The 19,213-nt window shown below is 42.6% G+C and carries 21 protein-coding genes; 6 read left to right on the top strand and 15 right to left on the bottom strand.

All coding sequences use genetic code 11. The features are described from left to right. Nucleotides 1–236: 236 nt before the first annotated feature. Nucleotides 237–1,052: a ZIP family metal transporter gene (locus CLHUN_RS09410; protein WP_080064442.1), complete on the bottom strand. Its 816-nt coding sequence runs from the start codon at nucleotides 1,050–1,052 to the stop codon at nucleotides 237–239. Nucleotides 1,053–1,476: 424 nt separating this feature from the next. Here CLHUN_RS09410 and CLHUN_RS09405 point away from each other — a divergent pair, with 424 nt between their 5' ends. Beyond that, complete coding sequence (locus tag CLHUN_RS09405) at nucleotides 1,477–2,427, top strand: CAP domain-containing protein (RefSeq protein ID WP_080064336.1); 951 nt, start codon at nucleotides 1,477–1,479, stop codon at nucleotides 2,425–2,427. Nucleotides 2,428–2,606: 179 nt separating this feature from the next. Beyond that, on the top strand, nucleotides 2,607–2,873 hold the full coding sequence (locus CLHUN_RS09400; RefSeq protein ID WP_080064335.1) for a hypothetical protein: 267 nt from the start codon (nucleotides 2,607–2,609) through the stop codon (nucleotides 2,871–2,873). A 97-nt stretch (nucleotides 2,874–2,970) separates the two neighbouring features. Here CLHUN_RS09400 and mscL read toward each other — a convergent pair whose 3' ends face one another. Both mscL and hcp read right to left on the bottom strand, forming a co-directional pair. After that, a complete protein-coding gene (gene mscL / locus CLHUN_RS09395) occupies nucleotides 2,971–3,381 on the bottom strand; it encodes a large-conductance mechanosensitive channel protein MscL (RefSeq protein ID WP_080064441.1) in 411 nt (136 codons plus the stop codon). Nucleotides 3,382–3,746: 365 nt separating this feature from the next. Continuing rightward, nucleotides 3,747–5,309 carry a hydroxylamine reductase gene (gene hcp / locus CLHUN_RS09390; RefSeq protein ID WP_080064334.1) on the bottom strand — a complete coding sequence of 521 codons (1,563 nt, stop codon included), beginning with the start codon at nucleotides 5,307–5,309 and terminating at the stop codon, nucleotides 3,747–3,749. Between the two features lie 124 nt (nucleotides 5,310–5,433). Between hcp and CLHUN_RS09385 the strand changes: the two genes are divergently transcribed. Next, nucleotides 5,434–6,111 carry a Crp/Fnr family transcriptional regulator gene (locus CLHUN_RS09385; RefSeq protein WP_080064333.1) on the top strand — a complete coding sequence of 226 codons (678 nt, stop codon included), beginning with the start codon at nucleotides 5,434–5,436 and terminating at the stop codon, nucleotides 6,109–6,111. A gap of 5 nt (nucleotides 6,112–6,116) precedes the next feature. Here CLHUN_RS09385 and amrA read toward each other — a convergent pair whose 3' ends face one another. The 4 genes from amrA to CLHUN_RS09365 all read right to left on the bottom strand — a co-directional run bounded on the left by amrA (nucleotide 6,117) and on the right by CLHUN_RS09365 (nucleotide 10,944). After that, a complete protein-coding gene (gene amrA, locus CLHUN_RS09380; RefSeq protein WP_080064332.1) occupies nucleotides 6,117–7,514 on the bottom strand; it encodes an AmmeMemoRadiSam system protein A in 1,398 nt (465 codons plus the stop codon). A 109-nt stretch (nucleotides 7,515–7,623) separates the two neighbouring features. Beyond that, on the bottom strand, nucleotides 7,624–8,196 hold the full coding sequence (locus CLHUN_RS09375; protein ID WP_080064331.1) for a response regulator transcription factor: 573 nt from the start codon (nucleotides 8,194–8,196) through the stop codon (nucleotides 7,624–7,626). Next, nucleotides 8,193–9,581, bottom strand: a complete 1,389-nt coding sequence (locus CLHUN_RS09370; protein ID WP_080064330.1) for a sensor histidine kinase — start codon at nucleotides 9,579–9,581, stop codon at nucleotides 8,193–8,195. Before CLHUN_RS09370 ends, CLHUN_RS09375 begins: the two co-directional genes overlap by 4 nt. Before the next feature lie 187 nt (nucleotides 9,582–9,768). Beyond that, on the bottom strand, nucleotides 9,769–10,944 hold the full coding sequence (locus CLHUN_RS09365; protein ID WP_080064329.1) for an iron-containing alcohol dehydrogenase: 1,176 nt from the start codon (nucleotides 10,942–10,944) through the stop codon (nucleotides 9,769–9,771). Nucleotides 10,945–11,120: 176 nt separating this feature from the next. On the opposite strand from CLHUN_RS09365, the gene CLHUN_RS09360 reads away from it, so the two are divergent. Then, entirely contained in the window at nucleotides 11,121–12,191 is a 1,071-nt protein-coding gene (locus CLHUN_RS09360; protein WP_242656483.1) for an FIST signal transduction protein, read from the top strand. 46 nt (nucleotides 12,192–12,237) lie between these two features. Here CLHUN_RS09360 and CLHUN_RS09355 read toward each other — a convergent pair whose 3' ends face one another. After that, the gene (locus tag CLHUN_RS09355; protein ID WP_080064328.1) at nucleotides 12,238–12,849 is read right to left on the bottom strand and encodes an HDIG domain-containing metalloprotein; all 612 of its coding nucleotides are present in this window, start codon (nucleotides 12,847–12,849) and stop codon (nucleotides 12,238–12,240) included. A 140-nt stretch (nucleotides 12,850–12,989) separates the two neighbouring features. Continuing rightward, nucleotides 12,990–13,529: a phosphohydrolase gene (locus CLHUN_RS09350; protein WP_080064327.1), complete on the bottom strand. Its 540-nt coding sequence runs from the start codon at nucleotides 13,527–13,529 to the stop codon at nucleotides 12,990–12,992. 197 nt (nucleotides 13,530–13,726) lie between these two features. On the opposite strand from CLHUN_RS09350, the gene CLHUN_RS09345 reads away from it, so the two are divergent. After that, nucleotides 13,727–14,449, top strand: a complete 723-nt coding sequence (locus CLHUN_RS09345; protein ID WP_080064326.1) for an EcsC family protein — start codon at nucleotides 13,727–13,729, stop codon at nucleotides 14,447–14,449. Between the two features lie 241 nt (nucleotides 14,450–14,690). Here CLHUN_RS09345 and CLHUN_RS09340 read toward each other — a convergent pair whose 3' ends face one another. From CLHUN_RS09340 to CLHUN_RS09315, 6 genes are all read right to left on the bottom strand, one after another. Continuing rightward, complete coding sequence (locus CLHUN_RS09340) at nucleotides 14,691–15,623, bottom strand: polysaccharide deacetylase family protein (protein WP_080064325.1); 933 nt, start codon at nucleotides 15,621–15,623, stop codon at nucleotides 14,691–14,693. 799 nt (nucleotides 15,624–16,422) lie between these two features. Continuing rightward, nucleotides 16,423–16,770 (bottom strand): hypothetical protein, encoded by a 348-nt coding sequence (locus CLHUN_RS09335; RefSeq protein WP_080064324.1) that lies wholly within the window; start codon nucleotides 16,768–16,770, stop codon nucleotides 16,423–16,425. A gap of 139 nt (nucleotides 16,771–16,909) precedes the next feature. Then, on the bottom strand, nucleotides 16,910–17,221 hold the full coding sequence (locus tag CLHUN_RS09330) for a hypothetical protein (RefSeq protein WP_080064323.1): 312 nt from the start codon (nucleotides 17,219–17,221) through the stop codon (nucleotides 16,910–16,912). A gap of 166 nt (nucleotides 17,222–17,387) precedes the next feature. Next, complete coding sequence (locus CLHUN_RS09325; protein WP_080064322.1) at nucleotides 17,388–17,702, bottom strand: TfoX/Sxy family protein; 315 nt, start codon at nucleotides 17,700–17,702, stop codon at nucleotides 17,388–17,390. Nucleotides 17,703–17,802: 100 nt separating this feature from the next. After that, the gene (locus CLHUN_RS09320) at nucleotides 17,803–18,120 is read right to left on the bottom strand and encodes a carboxymuconolactone decarboxylase family protein (RefSeq protein WP_080064321.1); all 318 of its coding nucleotides are present in this window, start codon (nucleotides 18,118–18,120) and stop codon (nucleotides 17,803–17,805) included. Next, nucleotides 18,104–18,718 carry a TetR/AcrR family transcriptional regulator gene (locus tag CLHUN_RS09315; RefSeq protein WP_080064320.1) on the bottom strand — a complete coding sequence of 205 codons (615 nt, stop codon included), beginning with the start codon at nucleotides 18,716–18,718 and terminating at the stop codon, nucleotides 18,104–18,106. The genes CLHUN_RS09320 and CLHUN_RS09315 overlap by 17 nt, the downstream gene beginning before the upstream one ends. Nucleotides 18,719–18,869: 151 nt before the next feature. Between CLHUN_RS09315 and CLHUN_RS09310 the strand changes: the two genes are divergently transcribed. Further along, nucleotides 18,870–19,187, top strand: coding sequence for a hypothetical protein (locus CLHUN_RS09310; RefSeq protein ID WP_080064319.1), 318 nt, complete (start codon nucleotides 18,870–18,872; stop codon nucleotides 19,185–19,187). Nucleotides 19,188–19,213: the final 26 nt, after the last annotated feature.

Raw genomic sequence — 19,213 nt, 5'->3', positions numbered from 1 at the left:
GACAGGACGTCAATTTAGGCAGCACCCGAGGCCTGGATGGCCGAGTTGCTGCGGCGGCTAAAAAGGCATGCTAGAGAGTATTACAATTTTGCCAAAAGCGTTATATACAAGCATTTATTTCAAGCTTGTCCGGGAGTGAATAGCATTCTCTTCCTGTTATCACATTTTTAATTAGCACAACTGGTTAAGTTAACGGTCTTAAATACCTGGATTCATACATTGCCGGCGATTAAATCCTATCCAAGGGCAACGTCCAGTATCATCATTATTGCAAAACCGATAATACAGCCGGCCGTCGCCAGATGGGTACTTTCATGGGAGCCGCTCTGAGCTTCGGGTATGAGTTCCTCCACCACTACAAATATCATGGCGCCTGCGGCAAATGCCAGGGCGTATGGCAGCACCGGCTTTACAAACATTACCAGGGCCGCTCCCAGCACTCCTGCAATGGGCTCGACGATGCCTGAGGCCTGCCCGTAAAAGAAGCTTTTGCTGCGGGAAAGTCCTTCACGTCTCAGGGGTATGGATACCGCCGCCCCCTCAGGAAAGTTCTGCAGCCCGATACCTATGGCAATGGCCAACGCAGACATCAAGGACCCGTCGGTTATTCCGTTTGCAATTGCTCCAAAGGCCACACCGACTGCAAGGCCCTCCGGTATGTTATGCAATGTTATGGAAAAAACCAGGAGAATGCTCCGCTTCAGATGTGTAGGTATGCCCTCGCTCTCTCCCTCTTTGGAATTCAAGTGCATATGCGGTATTATCCTGTCTGCCAGGTATAAAAATGCCGCTCCTCCTATAAAACCTATGGCAGCCACAAGCCAGGCAGGAATTGCCGAATCCTCCGCCATTTCTATTGCAGGAGCCAGCAGCGACCAGAAGCTTGCGGCAATCATTATCCCAGCCGCAAAACCCAGCATGGTATTTAATACCCTTCTGTTTATTTCCTTGAAAAAGAACACCATTGCCGCTCCCAGCGCAGTCATGGCCCAGGTCATCAGAGTTGCCAGCAATGCCAGAAAAATATGATTTTGACTACTTAACCATTCCATCACAAATATACCGCCCTTCATCTTCTATTATATTTGAATGCCTCACATTAAATTTCTTTTCATTTATTCCCCCATTTTACCATGAATAAACAGTTTTTTTGCTTTTTGAATATATATTTTCAGATTCTTTGCTGCCAATTTGTACAAATTCCGTTTGTTAGTTTTATGTCAACCTAATAATGGGATATTCCTGTGGCTGTACGGGTTACCTCCATTTTTCCAGGACTCCAAAGCCTTTGTTTATGCGGGTTGCCATAAATTGGGGGGTTGTTTCGCTGGAACAACGGTGTTAACATAATGCCCATACCCCGGCAGGTGATGAAATTACGCTGAATAACCCATTGAACAGAGGCATCGTTCAAAAAACGCTGATTATGTGCATGAAGAACACACGTAAATTAATCAGGACTAAGGAGGTAATACCATGAATAACAAAAAAACAACATTAATATCAACTCTTGCAGCATCTGCAATAATAGTATCAATTTTCGCCTTCAACAGCAATGCTGTGGAATGGGGATCAAAGACAGCATATGCGCCTGGTGTCACAGCAACAGCAACAGCTTCAGATACTGCTGCCGCAAAGAACAGCACCGTACAGAAGACAGTTTCAAACACTGTGGCAGAAGCAGCAGCCAACCCAACAGCAGTTGAAGAAGTAAAGGCTGCCGCTGCAGATGCCGTACCACAGATAAAAAGCATATGTTCCACCGGTGCAAAGCCCTCAATTAAGGTTTCATCCGGCAAGAACAGCACAAATGCCACTACCGTAACAAGTGTCACTAATCAGCAGCCAAATGCCAATTCCATCAAAACCGGATTGGATCAGATATTAAAAGCATATGCCGGAGGATTAACAAAGAAGGTGCAGAATTCCAACTGCAACAGTACTTCCAACAAGGCTTCCACCACTGCCGCCAAGCCTTCTGCCAAACCGGCAGCAACAAAACCTGCAGGAAGCACGCAGCCTACACCTGCTGCAAACGGGGATTACAGCGCATTTCAAAAGAAGGTAGTTGAACTGGTTAACAAGGAAAGGGCAAAAGCAGGTCTGAAAGCCCTGAAAATAAATTCCGAGCTGGGCAAGGTTGCTACTCTGAAGTCACAGGATATGGCCAAGAACAACTATTTCGATCATAATTCACCAACTTACGGCTCACCCTTCGATATGATGAAAAGGTTTGGAATAACCTACAGAACTGCCGGAGAAAATATCGCAATGGGACAGACCTCGCCGGAACAGGTTATGAACGGCTGGATGAATTCACCCGGACACAGGGCAAACATCCTTAAGGCTTCCTTTACACAAATCGGTGTAGGCGTTGCCAAGAATTCCGCAGGAAGATTGTACTGGACACAGCAGTTTATAGGATAAAAAGCATATATATTTCAGCGTTAAGGGAGCATGGCAAACTACTTTTAAAAGGTAGCTTGCCATGCTCCTTTCCTTTTATCCTTTACCCGTTTTTTCTTCCTTCACTTGACAATACTTCCTATAAAATATATCATTCTCTTAAATGTACAAAAATTCTCCATAAGGAAAATGGTGGCTCTATGAAAAAGAACGCAGCTATAGCCTCGTTATGTGTGATGGTGCTTGTATTTGTTATCGGAATTATACTGATATTATCTTCTGCAGCTATAGGACAAGGTTTTGGAGATGCTGCCATGAGAAGTAATGGCGGCTTTATTGATACTAATAAATATGAAAGAATAATCGAATCCAACACATCAAATTTCAGGACAGTTGGACTGGTATTATCGGCCTTTGGGGGAATGGGAATTCTTCTCAGCGGTCATTCTCTATATAAGGAACTCTGATTTTCAGTAATATAGGATGAGAAAAGTCCGGTTACCCAGTAAACAGGTCAAGGCTTCATAACCGGCCTTGACCTACTTTTGACCTATTCCACAGGTATCAGCGGAGTTTGTTCTCCTTGAGCAAATCTCTTATTTCTGTCAGCATTGCAAGTTCCGCAGAAGGTGCTACGGGCTTATCTTCCGCTTTTTCCTTTCTTCTCAGGACATTTATAAGCTTTACCATGGAAAACACCACAAAAGAAATTATGATGAAATTGATAATCTGCTGGATAAATGCTCCGAAATATATTGCGACCTCAGGGGCGTCCCCCGACTTTTCAGCCAGAGTCCATCGGAAATCTTCAAAATTAATCCCTCCTATTACAAAGCCTATTGCCGGCATTATAACCTGATTTACCAGAGACGTTACAATTGCAGTAAATGCAGAACCGATTATGATACCTACCGCCAGGTCAATGACATTGCCTCTTGAAATGAATTCCTTAAATTCAGATATAAACTTTTTCATATGACACTCCTTTATTTTGTTTACCTTGCTATGTATTATATATGTTATTATATTATTTATCCTCATAATCTTCCAATATTATTTAACTTGTTGTGCTGGTTAATCTAACAGATAAATTTGTATGCCACGGGGATGGCTTTAAAGAAATGCGTAAATTTACTATTAATATTCCTTTGATATTTGAAGGGGATATTTTATTGCAGGAAAAAAGTCAAATACGTCTTAAATGCCGCCGTACATACAAAAACGCCCTGAGCAACTTGAATTTCAAGCCGTTCAGGGCGTTTCCGCTTTTGGTTTGGACAGGGTTATGTTTATTCATATATATGCGAATTTTAAAGAGGGCCTGTAAAATTCACAGTGATTTATCCCAGAATCTTTTTCAGGTCGGCATCAGGAGTTGATACCGGACTGATGTTGAAGTTTTCAACAAGTATATTAAGCACATTTGGAGAGATAAAAGCCGGGAGTGTAGGTCCAAGGTAGATGTTCTTAATTCCCAGTGAAAGCAGTGTCAAAAGGATACATACCGCTTTTTGCTCATACCAGGAAAGCACCAGTGACAACGGCAATTGGTTGATATCACATTCAAAGGCTCCTGCAAGTGCTGACGCAACCTGGATGGCGCTGTATGCATCGTTGCACTGGCCCATGTCCATTATTCTTGGAAGTCCGCCGATTTCTCCTATATCCAGGTCATTGAAACGGAACTTGCCGCATGCAAGTGTCAGAATAACAGTATCCTTCGGAGTCTTTTGAACAAATTCGGTATAATAGTTTCTGCCCACCTTGGCACCGTCGCAGCCTCCAACCAGGAAGAAATGTTTGATTGCTCCGGCTTTTACAGCGTCTATCACCTTGTCGGCAACCGAAAGAACAGTTCCTCTGGCAAAGCCTGTAGTCAAGGTGTCACCGCCATTTATACCTGTCATTCTCCTGTCTTCTGCATATCCACCCAGTTCCAGGGCTTTGCTTATAGCCGGTGTAAAATCTTTATTATCATCAATATGAACCATTTCTGGATATGCTACAACCTCAGTGGTGAATACTCTGTCATGATAGCTTGGCTTTGTAGGCATGAGACAGTTGGTTGTGAATAACACTGCTCCCGGAATGCCGTCAAATTCCTTTTGCTGATTCTGCCATGCAGTTCCGAAGTTTCCCTTCAAGTGAGCATAAGCCTTAAGCTTGGGGTAAGCGTGTGCCGGCAGCATTTCACCGTGAGTGTATATGTTTATGCCCTTATCCTTGGTTTGTTCCAGCAATAAATGAAGATCATAGAGATCATGACCTGAAATAACGATGAAGGGACCTTTTTCGATTGTCAAAGGCACTTTGGTTGGAACCGGGGTACCGTAGGTCTCAGTATTTGCTTGGTCCAGCAAGGCCATACACTTAAGGTTTACCTTACCTGTTTCCAATACCAGAGGAAGCAGCGCATCTGCGTTCAAATCCTCCCCGATAGCTCTCAATGCGGTGTAAAAGAAACCGTTTACTTCTTCATCATTATAGCCAAGCACCTGGGCGTGATAGGCATAAGCTGCCATACCCCTGATACCGAAAAGTATAAGTGACTTTAATGAACGGATATCTTCATTGTCATTCCAGAGCCTGTTCATATCATAGTTTGCTGAAAAAGCGGAGCCAAATTGAGCCTTTTCCTTTTCAATATTCTCAATCTGTCTTTTAATTGAAGCATTATCAAAGCTCACATTTGTAATTGTTGTAAATAAGCCTTCGATAATAACCCTGTGAGTCTGAGCTGTGGGCTGTGCCTTTTGAGCAGCATTTGCGAGGGCTATCAACGCACCGGTCAGTTCATCCTGATAATTTGATGTATCCGCCTTTTTGCCACAGACTCCTGCGGCACCGGTGCAACCCTTTCCACCTGCAGTTTGCTCACATTGAAAACAAAACATTTCTGACATATAAATTGCCTCCTTATATTTAAGCTGTTTTTTTAACTTGTTAAGTTTTTAATTGACTTTATGAACATATTGTACTAAACTAAGGGCATTAAATCTGTTGCATTTGCAACAAGGAGAGAACTTTATGAGAAAATATTTTCCACTGCTAAAGACAGTTACTATTTTTGAAAGTATAGATGAGGATCAGTTGGATAATATGCTTGGATGCCTGGGTGCCAAAACACAGACCTACAGCAGGAATGACATAATCTTTCTGGCTGACAGCAGGATAACCTCAGTGGGTATAATCCTTTCGGGCTCGGCGCAGATAGTAAAGGAAGACGTTACGGGCAACAGGACCATAATGTCCAAACTATCGGAGGGAGATATGTTCGGGGAAGCCTTCGCCTGCGCAAATGTGGACAGGATACCCGTCACAGTTTTAACCACCACCGGCTGCGAGATACTCTTCATCCAGTTCAGCAGAATAGTTACAACCTGCAGTTCTTCCTGCGGGTTTCATACAGCCTTGATAAAAAACATGCTTCAGCTCATTGCACAAAAAAATATTTTGCTTAACAACAGGATGGATATACTGGCCAAAAGGACCACCCGTGAAAAGCTCATGGCCTATTTTTCCATGCAGATAAAAAAATGCGGCAGGAACAAGTTCAAAATCCCCTTTTCCAGGGACGAGCTGGCTGACTTTCTTTGCGTAAACAGAAGCGCGCTGTCCCGAGAGCTATGCAACATGCGGGATGAAAATCTGTTGACCTTCAATAAAAATGAATTTGAAATACACAGGTGGGCTCTTATTGACTGACGCCTTCAACCCTCCGCCTCTTTAAATCTTTCAACCTTGAATCTTTCCAGCCGGTAGGCCTGACTTTTTCTTATGCCTGCCTTCTTGAGAGCCACCGAAACCTGCTCCTCACTGGAATCTATACCCTCAAGCATGGGCAGCAGCAGCCCCCTCTTTCTTCCTGCAGTCACTATTACTCCATATTCTTGGGGGTCCAAGGCCTGGAAGCTGCATTCCTCCGGAGCATCCAGCAAGTCCACGGAAATATCCGCCTGGTATAATTCCTCCTCCTTCAGAGGAGAAAACCTGGGGTCATTAAAGGCGGCAGAAATGGAATTGCTAAGCAGCTCTTCTCCTACAGAAGCAGTTACAGCCTCGATTGTACCAATGCACCCCCTCAACTGTCCGGATATTTTAAGTGATACAAAAACCCCCTTCTTTTCCCTAAGAAGCTCCTTGTCCTTTATATCCTTTACAGTAAGCGGTCTTCCTGTTTTGAACCAGGTTTCCAGATTCCTTCTGACCAATCTTGTATATGGGGGGCCTTCCTGCAATTTCTTTACATGTGCTTCCTTTCCAAGATTTTTTATTTCTTCATAAATGGAATAGCCCTCCGATATATTGAATCCTGCCACACCGTAGCCAACTCCGAACGGACCCTCATAACTGAGGATTTCCGCCTTTGCACTGGTTTTGTCAAGTGCCCCTGCCAGTATATATACAGACCTGAGTCCGCATTCTCCGGCTTGAGCAACCATATTGCCGTCAAGCTGGAACAAGCCCTTAAAATCACCTTTACCCAAAATTTCCATAAGCCTGGTATCAAATTTGCTTCCAAACGGGCTAAAGGGATATGGGCCATTCTTCAAAAGCCTGTGGGAAAGATCACCTGACGCAATCATTACGGCCTCTGTACCTGTCTTTTTACAGGCTTCTTCAACAGCCATACCAAAGCAATACAGTTCTACCGGCGACAGCATACCATATGTGATGTGTACAATTTCATATTTATCCGGATTTTTTATGAAATACAGCGGGACAGCCGTTCCATGATCCAGTTCAAGTGTCACGCCGTATGTCTTTGCATTTTCCCTGTTCAGTGCCACTGTGGGGATTTCCGACTTAGCAGCCTGCTTGAGGATTTCCCGTGTCAGCCTGGTGTTGATTTTCATGTTGAAACTGACCTGTGCCGCCCCAAATTTGCTCAAGTCACCCCGGAGGTTTTCCATATCTGTAAGCGCAACCGCATCATTGAATACAGTGCCGTGAGGCGTGACAATTACGAGGGTGTCCGCATCCAGCTTTTCAATTTCCTCACCTACCATATTGCAGCCGTCAATGGTTTTCTGAAGCTGCTTTTCCTGACCTTTGCCCACCTCCGGAACTATCAGGGGTGGGTGTGGCATTAAATAGTATCCTTTCATATGAGCTCCTTATATAATTTTAAGCTTATTTTGAGCTAAAAAGCTGATATTTATATAACCATTATAACTGATGAGTTATTTTTAAAGGGGACATATGCTTAATTCGCCTCTACCTGAGAAGTTTTATCAACTGGTTGGTGTTCTTAAGTCCCAGTTTTTTCAATATACTTGTCTTCTGATTTGATATGGTCTTGTTTGCAGACTTTATTTCAATGTTTTTTCCTATTATCATATCCAGCACGCTTTGCTCCGCTATAGACAGATCCTGAAGGATTAATTTCCTGATAAGCAATTGATGGGGCGTTGTTCCGTTTGCAATATATCTCACTGTGTCACATAATATGGAAAACTGGCTTTTATACAGATAATCGGCTGCAAATGCCTTCTTGACCGCATATTCCACTGAAAACTCCGTTTCCAGGGAGGTAAGTATAATAACCTGTGCACCTGTCTGAAGCCTGATCTCCTTTGACAATTCAACACCGTCAAAATCTGAAATCGAAAGGTTCAGATCCATAATTACTATCTGTGGCAAATGCTTGCAGGAGAGCTTTATGGCATCCTTGGGATTTGTGGCTATGCCTGCGCACTGAAAATCAGGCTCCTTTGAAAGCTCCTGCTTTATTAAAAATGCAAAGTCCCAATCATCCTCTACAATTAATATTTTTATAATATCATTCATTTTGTACCAAACTCCTTTCTCTTTATCCTTTTTAAAGGAAAAAATAAGGTGAATTTAGTTATGCCCTTCTGGCTGTAAGCAGTTATGGAACCATCATGGGCCTGCATTACGCTTTTGCAGTATGAAAGCCCTATTCCGAAATTTGTATTGTTCTTCTTTGTTGTATAAAACGGCATAAAGAGCTGGTTCATCTGATCTCTGGCTATTCCTGCACCGTCATCCGTTACCTCTATAAAGTAGCCGTCTTTTTTACGGAAGGCGGAGACTGCTATATTCCCTCCGCAGGAAATAGCTTCTGCAGAATTTCTCAATATGTTGCAGATTACCTCAACAATATCCCGGGCATCACATTCTATAAAGACATCCTCCCTTAGCTCCACGGAAATATTCGCAGTTCCGGCACATATTTGCCTCAAAGTCTCCATGGCTTCCGAAATAAGTCCGGACGCACTTCGTACATCTTTTCCCGCGTATTTGGGCGCAAGGCATTTGTTGGTCCTTTCCGTGAAACCCACCAGTTGTCCTGTTGCACGTTCAATAATATCAAGCTCCTCCAGCCTGGTGTCGCCCAATTTCTTCCTTATGCTGTCAACGGACCAGCTTATTTTGGTTGCCTGGTTTTTTACCATATGATTTATGTACTGCGTACCGGGACCCATAATCTGCATTTGAGAATTCCAGTCGTACTTGACCAGAGATACCTTAAGTCCCATAAACCCCTCCTTATATGCCATATAGGCATAAAACAGCAGCAGGCCCAGTATAAGATACACATTTCCCTTCCACAGTTTTTTAAGTCCTTCAAAATCAAGGGCATGAATAATAAAAACAGCAAACAGCCAAAAAAAATACGGCAGCGAGAAAGCTTTCAAAATTATTCTTTTGCGGCGCTTGACTGCCATATCCTCCTCACGTACTATGCCCCCGAGCATTGCAATAAAGCCCCATACTGCATAGCCTATGTTGTATGCTGACATGACATACCAGAAACTTTTGCTGTGAAGCTGATAATATTTGAAGTTTGTCGGATGGTATATGAATAGGATAACGATGATTATAAGAATTGTTCCCGCCTGCACTAATGGAACAGTTGCTTTTTTACGCCTGTCATAATTTGCAAAGAGCAGGGACATGGTTATGATGCATAAGGGGGAAAGCAGATACAGCACCGAAATGAGGCAGCTATCCACAGTCACATAAAAGTCATAGCTTATTGCAGGGTAACTCTCCAGCAGAAGTGGTACGATATTTTCCAGTAAAAATTCCTTAAAGGTACCCACCGAGGTAACAAGAAAGCAGAAGGCCATCCACCTGTTGGTCCTGTTGCCGCCTCCGGAATACAGGAGGAAACCGGCAATAGCCCATAATCCCAAAGTCAAAATCATAAAATATACCTGTTGTTTGTATTTAATATCAGAAACATTTTACCATAACTGACATACGATTCAATAATACAAAAGTAATATTTCCCTATACTTTTGTATTATTTGATAAAAATTGTCGGGAATTAAAAACAGCCCGGGACAAAGGGCACGGCCTTTTATCCCGGCTGTGCAAACCGGCCGGATAAAATTACAAAGCCAGCTTGTATATTTCATATACATCATCTGCCGTGAGCTTTTGGAAATTTCCCACATGTGTACGGCCTACCGTGCATTTGTCCGCCATTTCCCTCAATCGGTCACTTCCGATATTTGCATGGGACAGTCGTATGGGCAGACCCATTCTCACATACCAGGCCTCCAGCCTTTCAATCATTTCAAAAACAATCTGCTCCTTGTTATCAAAACTGAAATCCACATTAAATACCCTCTGGGCAAATTGTATGAACTTATCCACATTCTGCTTGTATACGTATTTCATCCATGCAGGAAACACTATGGACAAACCCGCACCGTGAGCAATATCATAAACCCCGCTTATTTCATGTTCAATGTCATGGCTGCCCCAGTCACCTATTCTGCCGGTGTTCAGCAGATTGTTGTGCGCCACGGCCCCCGCCCACATTATTTCGGCTCTTATATCATAGTTCTCAGGATATTTCAGTGCCAAAGGCGCATTATTCAATATGGTTCTTATATTTGCCTCCAGCAATCTGTCCGTAAAGTCAACATTGGAAACCTGCGTGAAATACCTTTCCATCAGGTGCGCAAGGATATCACTTGCTCCGCAGGCAGTCTGGTATGGCGGCAGGGTATAGCTTGTCTCAGGATTCAGAATGGCGAACTTGGGAATTATCGCTTCTGTGCCGATTGCCCGCTTGAACCAGCCTTCCTCATTGGTTATTACAGATGCAGTGGAAGATTCGGAGCCTGCGGCAGGAATGGTCAGCACAACTCCTACCGGAAGAACCTTTGTCAGTTCACCCAGTTTTGAATTGTCCATATACAAATCCCATATATCACCGCTGTAACAGGCACCTGCTGCAATGGCCTTTGCAGAGTCTATTACGCTTCCCCCACCAACTGCCAGGACAAAATCAATATTGTTCTCCCTGCACAGCCTTATGCCCTCCCGGACAAGGCTCAATCTCGGGTTGGGAACAACTCCCCCCAATTCCATGAAGAACAGCCCTTCCTCCTCAATTGCCTTTACGACCTTGTCATATACTCCATTTGCTTTGACAGACCCTCCGCCGTAGTGAAGCAGTACTCTCTTCCCAAACTTTGCAATCTGCGCACCGGCCTGCAGCTCGGTATCCTTACCGAATATAATTCTGGCGGGGTTATAAAATTCAAAATTAATCATAGTCTTCTCCTTTATAATGTATTTCTTGCGTTTATACAGTAACAGAATCCAAAATATAAAACCTTATTTTATTTTACCACAATAAAAAGTTTACAAACAAATAATAGATTCCTTATTAACCTGTGTTAAAATATAATATATTTGCTAGAAAATTGACGAAAAATGGAGGGTATCCTATGTACATTGAAAATTTAGAAGCCTTTAAAAGTTACGCAAACATGCTCCAATTAAGTCCTGCAGAAAGTTTGATGATATTTGTGGGGGATAAATCCGAACCAACCCTGGAAGAACTTATGAATTACCTGAACAACAAAAACATAAGTTTTTTTGGCGGTATATATTCCGGCCTGCTGGTTGGGGACAGGAATGAAAGAACAGGCTATGTCGTCAAAAAAGTCGAGCCTGTGTATTCCACCCTGGTCCTGCCTTTTATGATGAGGCTGAAGCTGGATGTTTCAGAATACGAAGGTGCTACGGCTATTGTTGTGGCAGACGGACTGTCCAGCAGGATAAAAGACCTTACCGACACAGTTTATGGCAAACTGGGAAATAAGGTAACTTATGTCGGCGGCGGAGCAGGTTTTTACGATATGTCCCACAGGCCCTGTATTTTCAATAATAATGGCATTTACAAGGATGCGCTTCAGCTCTGCATTGTAAAATCCAAAGCCAGGGTTGCTGTTGAACACGGCTGGAAGAAGCTGCGAGGGCCTTTTAATGTAACCGGCTCCAACGATAATATTATTACTGAACTGGACAATGAAAAGGCTTTTGACATATATAAAAATGTTATTGAGGAAGAAGAAAATATCCTGCTCTCCCAGGAGGGCTTTTTTACCTTTGCAAAAGACCATCCCTTCGGTATAGATACCGGTTTTGACAGGGTCATAGTAAGAGATCCCATTGCAGTCAACAAAAATGGTGAAATTGTTTGTGTTGCCACCATACCACAGGGCTGCCAGGTACATATATTAAAGGGGGACTCCCAGCTTCTTCTGGACTCCTCCATAAGAATTGCCGGCATTTGTGCCGCCGATGCCCCGGAGGAATACACGCCTCTTCTGTTTGACTGTATTTCAAGAGCCATGTTTCTGGAAAACAAGTTTACAACAGAGTTAAAAAACATACAGGAAAAAATGAGATATGAAGTTGAAGGGGCCCTTTCAATAGGTGAAATCTCTTCCAAGGCCAACGGAGAAATTGTAATACATAATAAATCCACCGTACTTGCCCTGCTGCATGAATAAAAAACATAAGGGAGGGACAGGAAGCTATCTTCCGCCCTCTCCTTTTCTACATGTCTGAAACCTTCAGCAGGAACTTTTCTATATTGCCTGTCTCCTCAGCCTGATTGGCTCCAAGCCTTCCCATCCGGTCACAGAAGCCCAGCAAAGCCACTTCTTTTATATCTGTCCTGCTTTTCATTTTCTTTACATCGGCAAAGGGCAGGTTGTTTATAACAAATAAAATCTGCATGTGCCATCTCACCAGTTCTGCAACCTTTTCAATAAAAATCTCATGGTCTGTAAATTCCTTCAGAAACTTTACCGTAAGTTCAGCTCCCGCTATATCATGGTCATAGGAGGTAATCCTGCCCTTACGGATTTTTGTGGTAGCGGGTTTTCCTATATCGTGGAGCAGTGCAGCCCACATAAAGGCTCCGGGGTCACTGCTCTGTACCTTGACCTTTGCCGCCTGATCAACCACAAGCATTGTATGGTTCCACACATTACCCTCGGGATGATGTTTGGGAGACTGGTCTGTCTTTTTTAATTCCTTTAACATAACAAGGGGATAACTCCCGAATAATTCTGAACGGGACAATTCTTCAATATAAAGGGAGGGCTTATCATCCTCCAGTAAATGTGACTGAATATCAATAAATATCTTGCTGGCTCTGTCCATTTTTTCTCACACCTTGAACTTGTTTAACTGATAGTTTTCCTTTATATTGCCCTATTATTCCTCAATATTCTCATAATTGCAGCAAAAGGAGTATTCCACAACAACTTTATTGTGTCTTTTTTTCATGCGGCAGGGTCAGCCTATTGCTCCGTCAGTTCTCCGAACAAGCCAAGGAATTCCTCCTCGACGCTTGCAAAAGTTCTCTGTGAAAAATCCTGCCCCTCGGAAATATATGGCCTGGTCTCAAATAATTGGACATCCATCAGTTCATTGAATTCATAATACAGGAGGGAATCATCCACAGAATATATCTGCAAAAGCTCGGCTTCTGATATGTCTCCCAGCCCGAACCTTTCGTATATTACCTTTTGAAGCCTGTCTTCAATCTCAAAGTATTCCGGCAGATTTCTTTTTACAGGCCTTGTCAAATCAGAGATATAGCTTTCGCTTGCGTCGTGCAGCAGGCAGCCCAACTGTACTCTTTTTGAATATCCTCTGCTGAGGGCCTCCCTGCAGCAGCCTATGGAATGCTGGGCCACTGAATAGAAATGCCTGAAATGCCCGTTGGCCCTTGTCATCATCGACAGTGCATGAGCAATATCTTCAATCTTTATATCCTCCTTAATCGGTTCCAGAGGATAAAATCTGGTTTTGGTAAAGGTTAATATGTAGTCTGACATATCTTTTCCTCTCAGCTAACTAAACATTTTATTACAGTATAGCATAAACAAAAGCTAAACCCCAAATATGCCCCGGTTTGTTTGCAATCATACAAAACCTGTCCGGCGGCGTATATTAACATATGCATGATAAATAATGCCGTGCAGAAGCTGGTCATGCAGACCTCTTTTCATGATATTTTTAAGGAGAGCAAACAATGTACAGTTACGAACAAGCTGCAATGGAAGAGTTGGGACGCTGGCAGTGTGAGATGCTGAAGCAGCCGTCACTGGCCAGCCGCCTCAGTAAAGGAGTTCAGAACAAGGTAAATGGACTTATTCCGGAAAGAGCACACAGGGTTGTTACAGAGACAATAAAAAATATGGTGAGGGCGGTTTTATTCGGCTCTGAATTAACCTCTGCATTGCCCTTGGCAGGCGCCTCTCTGGAAGTAAGGGAACAGCTTGTCCGGGATAAAATCGGTTTCTATAGGAAAACAGCGGCAGCCAGCGGGGCCTGGACCGGTTCAGGAGGCATATTCCTGGGAATTGCTGACTTCCCTATTCTTCTGAGCCTTAAGCTTAAATTTCTTTTTGATGCCGCCTCTATATACGGATTTGATATAACAGACTACAAAGAGCGCCTGTACCTTTTATATGTCTTCCAGCTTGCCTTTTCAAGCCAGCAGAAGACCCGGGAAATATACCTCCAGGTACTGGATTGGAAAAGCTTCTCCGAAACTCTGCCGCAGGATATGAACTCCTTTGACTGGAGAAGTTTTCAACAGGAGTACAGGGATTATATCGATCTTGCCAAGATGCTGCAGCTTGTTCCTGTTATTGGTGCGGCAGTTGGCGCGGTGGCAAACTACCGCTTGATGGATAAACTGGGGGATACCGCTGTGAACGCATACAGACTGAGACTTTTTGACAGCCTGTAGAAATATCCGTAAAACCAAACTGCTTTCAAAGCCGGCTTGCAAGCCTAATCTGCCTGGCTGACGAAGGCTTTGAACCGTAATGGACTTTGTTTGATAAAATAAATAAGAAAAACCGTCATCTCTGTTATTATATGAGATGACGGTCATCATAAACTTTTGATTATTTACCCTGTCTACTTGACGGGGAGCACACCACTGATACGCTTGTGCCTTTTTTTATTTCAGTTATAAATATAAGTCCCTAGGGTACATATGTATAGGCCTTATCGTCAGTAGGACTCAATTTGACACCCTTGCGCTCAAACAACTGACTCAGGGTTACAAATTCATAGCCCTGATTTTTCAAGGTAGGTATTATTATATCCAGCGCTTCAGGTGTAGGATGGGGCAGCGGCTGTACATCGTGCATCAGGAATATGGCTCCGTCTCTGGCTCCGCTTATTATGGCATTTGCACGTTCCTGGGCACTGGTTGACTGAACCCAGTCATTGCAGGTAACACCGTTTACAAAAGTCAGGTCGATTGCACTTAACATGGTGCTGCTGATTGAAAGATTGGGGGCACGGAAGAATTTCGGAGTTGTGCCCGAATATTTCAATATTGCGGCATTCGTGTCGCTGACAGACTTTTTGATTTCTGCAGCCTGCATGCCGGACATGCTTGAATAACCCCAGGAATGATTTCCTATTTCACAGCCCATGTTTATGATTCTTCTTACTACAGGAGCAGTAGAATCATTAAGCTTCTGACCTATCATCATAAATGTGGCCGGAACCTTGTATTTATCAAGCTTATCCAATACCAGCGGTGTCAATGTAACATCCGGCCCGTCGTCAAAGGTCAGTGCCACAATTTTATTGTTTGATACAACCGGCAGTTTGCTGATGGTTCCCAATAAGAATTTCTGCAGGTTTGCCAGGTCAATGGCATCAACCGATGAGTCGGCATTTGTTTCTGCGGCTTCTTTATTTATAGATGTGGTCTTACCCAATATATAGGACTTCAGCAATGCAAAATCGATGGCATCAACACTGCCGTCACTATTCACATCTCCGCACTGTACTGCCGCAGCCGCAGCACTTTCAGCATTTATAACCGGACTCTGAACAAATATACACGATGCTATAAGTGCCATAATCAGAAGCACTCTTGTCAAATTCTTTAAATTACGCATTTCTCTACCTCCATAAATAACTTTTGTCTGTGATTTTTACTCGTGGCTTCAATCCGCTAACTTATCAAAAATAGCATAGGCATAATACTTTCAAGCCTGAAGCTGAGCTTAAGAAAGTAATATGCATACATATCAATCCCCCTTTACACATAAAATCAGGTAGTAATCCTTTTGATGTCAAGCTGAAAGCCCCTCTTAAAAATCCCGAAAACCTTATTATCATAAGCGCATATCATTTTGGTAAAATATACGATTTTTGAACAGCAAAAAACAGCTATAGCCGGACAGCCATCAGGACAGACATATCCGGAGAGTGTTCTATGCCTTGTGAACCAAATATTTGAACCAATAGTATGCTTGAGTGTGATGTGACGAGTTAGTGCAACAGGTAATTCAGTCATTTTACAGGTAAGAGTACTGATTTTATATATAGAGTTAATTACTATCGGCTAAAAAGCCGATGGTTTGGGTTTGAGGCTAAAGCCTCCTGAAGTACAGACTCTTAAAACTCAAACCGTTGAAACCTTCAAAACAAAATGCTTTAAAGCACATCTTCGCCTGTAAGGCGGAGGTTTCAACCGCAATTGACTTTATGACCACTATCTTTTTAATTGATTACTACTATATTTAATTTATGAGAATATCTTATCATGTAATATTGTGGATTTTCAACATATTTTTACCAATATTTTTATAAAACTGATTTAAAAAGCGCATAAAAAAAGCAGCAAAGCTGAAGAATCCCTTCGCTGCGGCCTTCACGGTCCATATGCCGGATGATGAAACAACTTATTTAATCTTATTTATCAGCCTCAAGTATTGCAAATATTTTTTCAGCCCAATCTCTTTTTTTATTAATTGCTGTTATAAGCGCAATAGGAAATAGTTCATCGGTAATTGCTATAGAAGCCTTTTTTTCAATCAATGCCATTTTTGAAGGCTCACCCTTTTGGGCCACCCTCTTCTCTGCCTTGAAAACGCATAAGCTTTTTTCGTCAATTATTTCCTTCAGATATGCGGCTATTTGCATTGTAAGAGCCGATTTCCTTACCAGCATGTATGCGGATATTTCGCCGGTAGGGGACCACTGGATGCTGCCCAGTTCTTTCATTTTTATATTTAACAAGAGAATTTTTTTCTTATCCATTGCAGTTCCTCCCTTATATGTCAAACTCTCTGCCCAAAAGCTGCAGCCTGTCCGCTGTCTGAACTGCAAACCTTTCACCTCTCCGCCGGCTTAAAACAATTCCGGCAGCCACCATGCCATGAGCCGGAATATTTTTTAGTCACAGTCCGTGAAGCTTTATAAATTTTTTAATAGTAAGGGAGGGAGTGGAGCGTTGATGGAGAGTATTAGCTGACAGATATTTCTGAGGAAAAACAATGGGGTCTATATTTTCAGATGCTGCTGTTTTTGCCGGAACAAAGGACTTTCTGCTTTCCCAATTGCTGTATGGCAGCAGCAGTAAATTTTTATATATAGCTTCAAGGATGCTGTGAAAGTGGAATGTATAATTTATGTTTGTAGTCGGATTCAGGAAATTACAAAAAGCCGTTTTTCTCTCAAATAAATATGTTTCCAATGTGAATGTTGACATATGGCCCCTCCTCTTACTAAAATTTAATCAATTGTTATGGAATCACCATAACTAGATTATATTTTATTTTTTGGATTAATGCCACGGAATCCCATAATGTTTAGGAATTTATGTTTCCCATGCCATACAGCCTATCAAAGGGTATAATCTATCCAAGTCTGTTTTCTTAATCAGAATCCTTGTCCTTGCCGTGGTGAGGTTCACCAAGCCAGTTTAATATTTTATCCGGCTGATATAACATGTAAAACTCCTTCAGCTCCGCTTTTATTTCAGGGGGTAGCTGATTCTTCCTTATACCTTGTATCGCACCCTCCAGAGCATATAGACGATGGATGCAGGCTGAAGAATCTATTAACCGTATTTTCAGCCATGCCTGCTTACTGCCGCATTCCTTCAACTGTTCACAAGTGGTAATCCCGACTTGATTGAGCTGCTTTTCAACCGCTTCCCCAATATTGGGCAGTTCAGATAATACCCCCACCCTGTTCACCTCCTGCACCTCTTAAAACTCTGCCTGAGCAGCATATTGCTTATATTGCCTGCAAGCCAAGCCTTGACCAGGCACATAATAGTCCGTTTGCCTATGGCTGCAATCCAGCCCTGTCATAGGCATCCAGCACAGGTATCAGACAGTGAGTAATGCCCTGTATCCCTGACACCGTCAAAGTCATCAGTATGGTGTCCCTAATTTCTTCTCTGGTAGCGCCTTCCTTCTTTGCCATTGGTGTATGGGCCACTGCCGCCGCGGTGTCTCCTTGAGCCGCTTTAATTCCCACAAAAACAAGCTGTCTCGTTTTTGCATCCAGTCCTCCCGTGTTTGAAATCGCCGAAATGAGATTGTTGAATGCCTCTGCTACCTGAGGTGCTTCCTGCTTCAGTGTGTCAAATGGATTTTTCATGATGTTCCTTCCTTCCCGCTATTATCAATTTATAATAATTATTACATAATTCCTTTGAATAACGCTGTAATACACTTTCTCCAGGAGCAAACAAATCACTGTTTTCCAAGTAATAATGAATGAGTCCCATCCACATATTAAAGAGCATGCTAAGGGGTACGTCTGTTCTTATAGATTGCCTGTCATGGTCCATGACCTGACTGAAATGCTGGGAAACGGCTGACTGCATATTAATCCATACCTCCCTTGCACTGACCGGAAGCATGCGGTTTTCTATGACAAGCCTTGAATAAAAAGACTCATATTCCGTAATCCCCTGCAGATGAGCAATCAAGAAGTCCTGCAAATTTGCACAGGATTCAGCTAATTCATGAGTACGTCCGGCAATACTTCTGCAATAAAACTCAACCACTCCTGCAATCAAGCTTTCCTGGGTTTCAAAGTGCAAAAACACTGTTCCATGAGAAACTCCGGCAGCTTGTGCAATATCGGACATTCGTGTGTTCAGGATTCCTTGCCTTGAAAACAATTCATATGCTGTTTCAAGTATAAGTTCTTTCGTTTTTTCTTTTTTTATTTGCCGCATTGTCTTTCTCATATAATGACCTCTGACTCACTGACTTTATAGTCAGTATATTTGAATAATACTGTTTTGTCAATAGCTTTAAAGTTGATAACTCAATCAATGAAAATATCAGCAACTTATGGTATTATTTTCATAACAGAAAAATTTAGGGGTGTATAAAATAATGAAAAGATTTATTTTTGGCCTGATCATTTTCCTTTTTGGTGCAGTAATTTTCGTGTTCAATTACATAGATGCTGTTTTGAATCCATGTAATTTCAATGGAATAGGTGGCCTTAAGGGAGCTTTTCTCGGCAGGGGAACTTTAGACATAACGGTTATTTCAGTAGTTGTCTTGCTGGTTGGTCTTGGTATTTGCGGCTTTGAAGCATTCAGAAAGAGAGACTGCGAGAAATTTTCTGTAAAAGCCTTCTGTGATAGAATAAAACACAGGAGGCTTTTAAATTATGGGAAGACCGAGAAAAACACCTGGGATGAGTGAAGGAAAGCAGAATATCATAAGACAAC

It is taken from the genome of Ruminiclostridium hungatei, from assembly GCF_002051585.1.
Taxonomy (GTDB): Bacteria; Bacillota; Clostridia; order Acetivibrionales; family DSM-1351; genus Ruminiclostridium; species Ruminiclostridium hungatei.
The sequence above is the reverse complement of the archived record's forward strand: the minus strand, read 5'-3'. Positions and strand labels throughout refer to the sequence as shown.

What these genes read in the sequence shown, in the direction of transcription:
- CLHUN_RS09315 (WP_080064320.1), bottom strand. Translation starts at nt 18,718, where the DNA reads ATGAGAAAGACAATGCGGCAAATAAAAAAAGAAAAAACGAAAGAACTT.
- CLHUN_RS09405 (WP_080064336.1), top strand. Translation starts at nt 1,477, where the DNA reads ATGAATAACAAAAAAACAACATTAATATCAACTCTTGCAGCATCTGCA.
- CLHUN_RS09410 (WP_080064442.1), bottom strand. Translation starts at nt 1,052, where the DNA reads ATGGAATGGTTAAGTAGTCAAAATCATATTTTTCTGGCATTGCTGGCA.
- hcp (WP_080064334.1), bottom strand. Translation starts at nt 5,309, where the DNA reads ATGTCAGAAATGTTTTGTTTTCAATGTGAGCAAACTGCAGGTGGAAAG.
- CLHUN_RS09335 (WP_080064324.1), bottom strand. Translation starts at nt 16,770, where the DNA reads ATGGATAAGAAAAAAATTCTCTTGTTAAATATAAAAATGAAAGAACTG.
- CLHUN_RS09365 (WP_080064329.1), bottom strand. Translation starts at nt 10,944, where the DNA reads ATGATTAATTTTGAATTTTATAACCCCGCCAGAATTATATTCGGTAAG.
- CLHUN_RS09310 (WP_080064319.1), top strand. Translation starts at nt 18,870, where the DNA reads ATGAAAAGATTTATTTTTGGCCTGATCATTTTCCTTTTTGGTGCAGTA.
- CLHUN_RS09355 (WP_080064328.1), bottom strand. Translation starts at nt 12,849, where the DNA reads ATGGACAGAGCCAGCAAGATATTTATTGATATTCAGTCACATTTACTG.
- CLHUN_RS09320 (WP_080064321.1), bottom strand. Translation starts at nt 18,120, where the DNA reads ATGAAAAATCCATTTGACACACTGAAGCAGGAAGCACCTCAGGTAGCA.
- CLHUN_RS09360 (WP_242656483.1), top strand. Translation starts at nt 11,121, where the DNA reads ATGTACATTGAAAATTTAGAAGCCTTTAAAAGTTACGCAAACATGCTC.
- CLHUN_RS09370 (WP_080064330.1), bottom strand. Translation starts at nt 9,581, where the DNA reads ATGATTTTGACTTTGGGATTATGGGCTATTGCCGGTTTCCTCCTGTAT.
- CLHUN_RS09340 (WP_080064325.1), bottom strand. Translation starts at nt 15,623, where the DNA reads ATGCGTAATTTAAAGAATTTGACAAGAGTGCTTCTGATTATGGCACTT.
- mscL (WP_080064441.1), bottom strand. Translation starts at nt 3,381, where the DNA reads ATGAAAAAGTTTATATCTGAATTTAAGGAATTCATTTCAAGAGGCAAT.
- CLHUN_RS09385 (WP_080064333.1), top strand. Translation starts at nt 5,434, where the DNA reads ATGAGAAAATATTTTCCACTGCTAAAGACAGTTACTATTTTTGAAAGT.
- amrA (WP_080064332.1), bottom strand. Translation starts at nt 7,514, where the DNA reads ATGAAAGGATACTATTTAATGCCACACCCACCCCTGATAGTTCCGGAG.
- CLHUN_RS09350 (WP_080064327.1), bottom strand. Translation starts at nt 13,529, where the DNA reads ATGTCAGACTACATATTAACCTTTACCAAAACCAGATTTTATCCTCTG.
- CLHUN_RS09345 (WP_080064326.1), top strand. Translation starts at nt 13,727, where the DNA reads ATGTACAGTTACGAACAAGCTGCAATGGAAGAGTTGGGACGCTGGCAG.
- CLHUN_RS09330 (WP_080064323.1), bottom strand. Translation starts at nt 17,221, where the DNA reads ATGTCAACATTCACATTGGAAACATATTTATTTGAGAGAAAAACGGCT.
- CLHUN_RS09400 (WP_080064335.1), top strand. Translation starts at nt 2,607, where the DNA reads ATGAAAAAGAACGCAGCTATAGCCTCGTTATGTGTGATGGTGCTTGTA.
- CLHUN_RS09375 (WP_080064331.1), bottom strand. Translation starts at nt 8,196, where the DNA reads ATGAATGATATTATAAAAATATTAATTGTAGAGGATGATTGGGACTTT.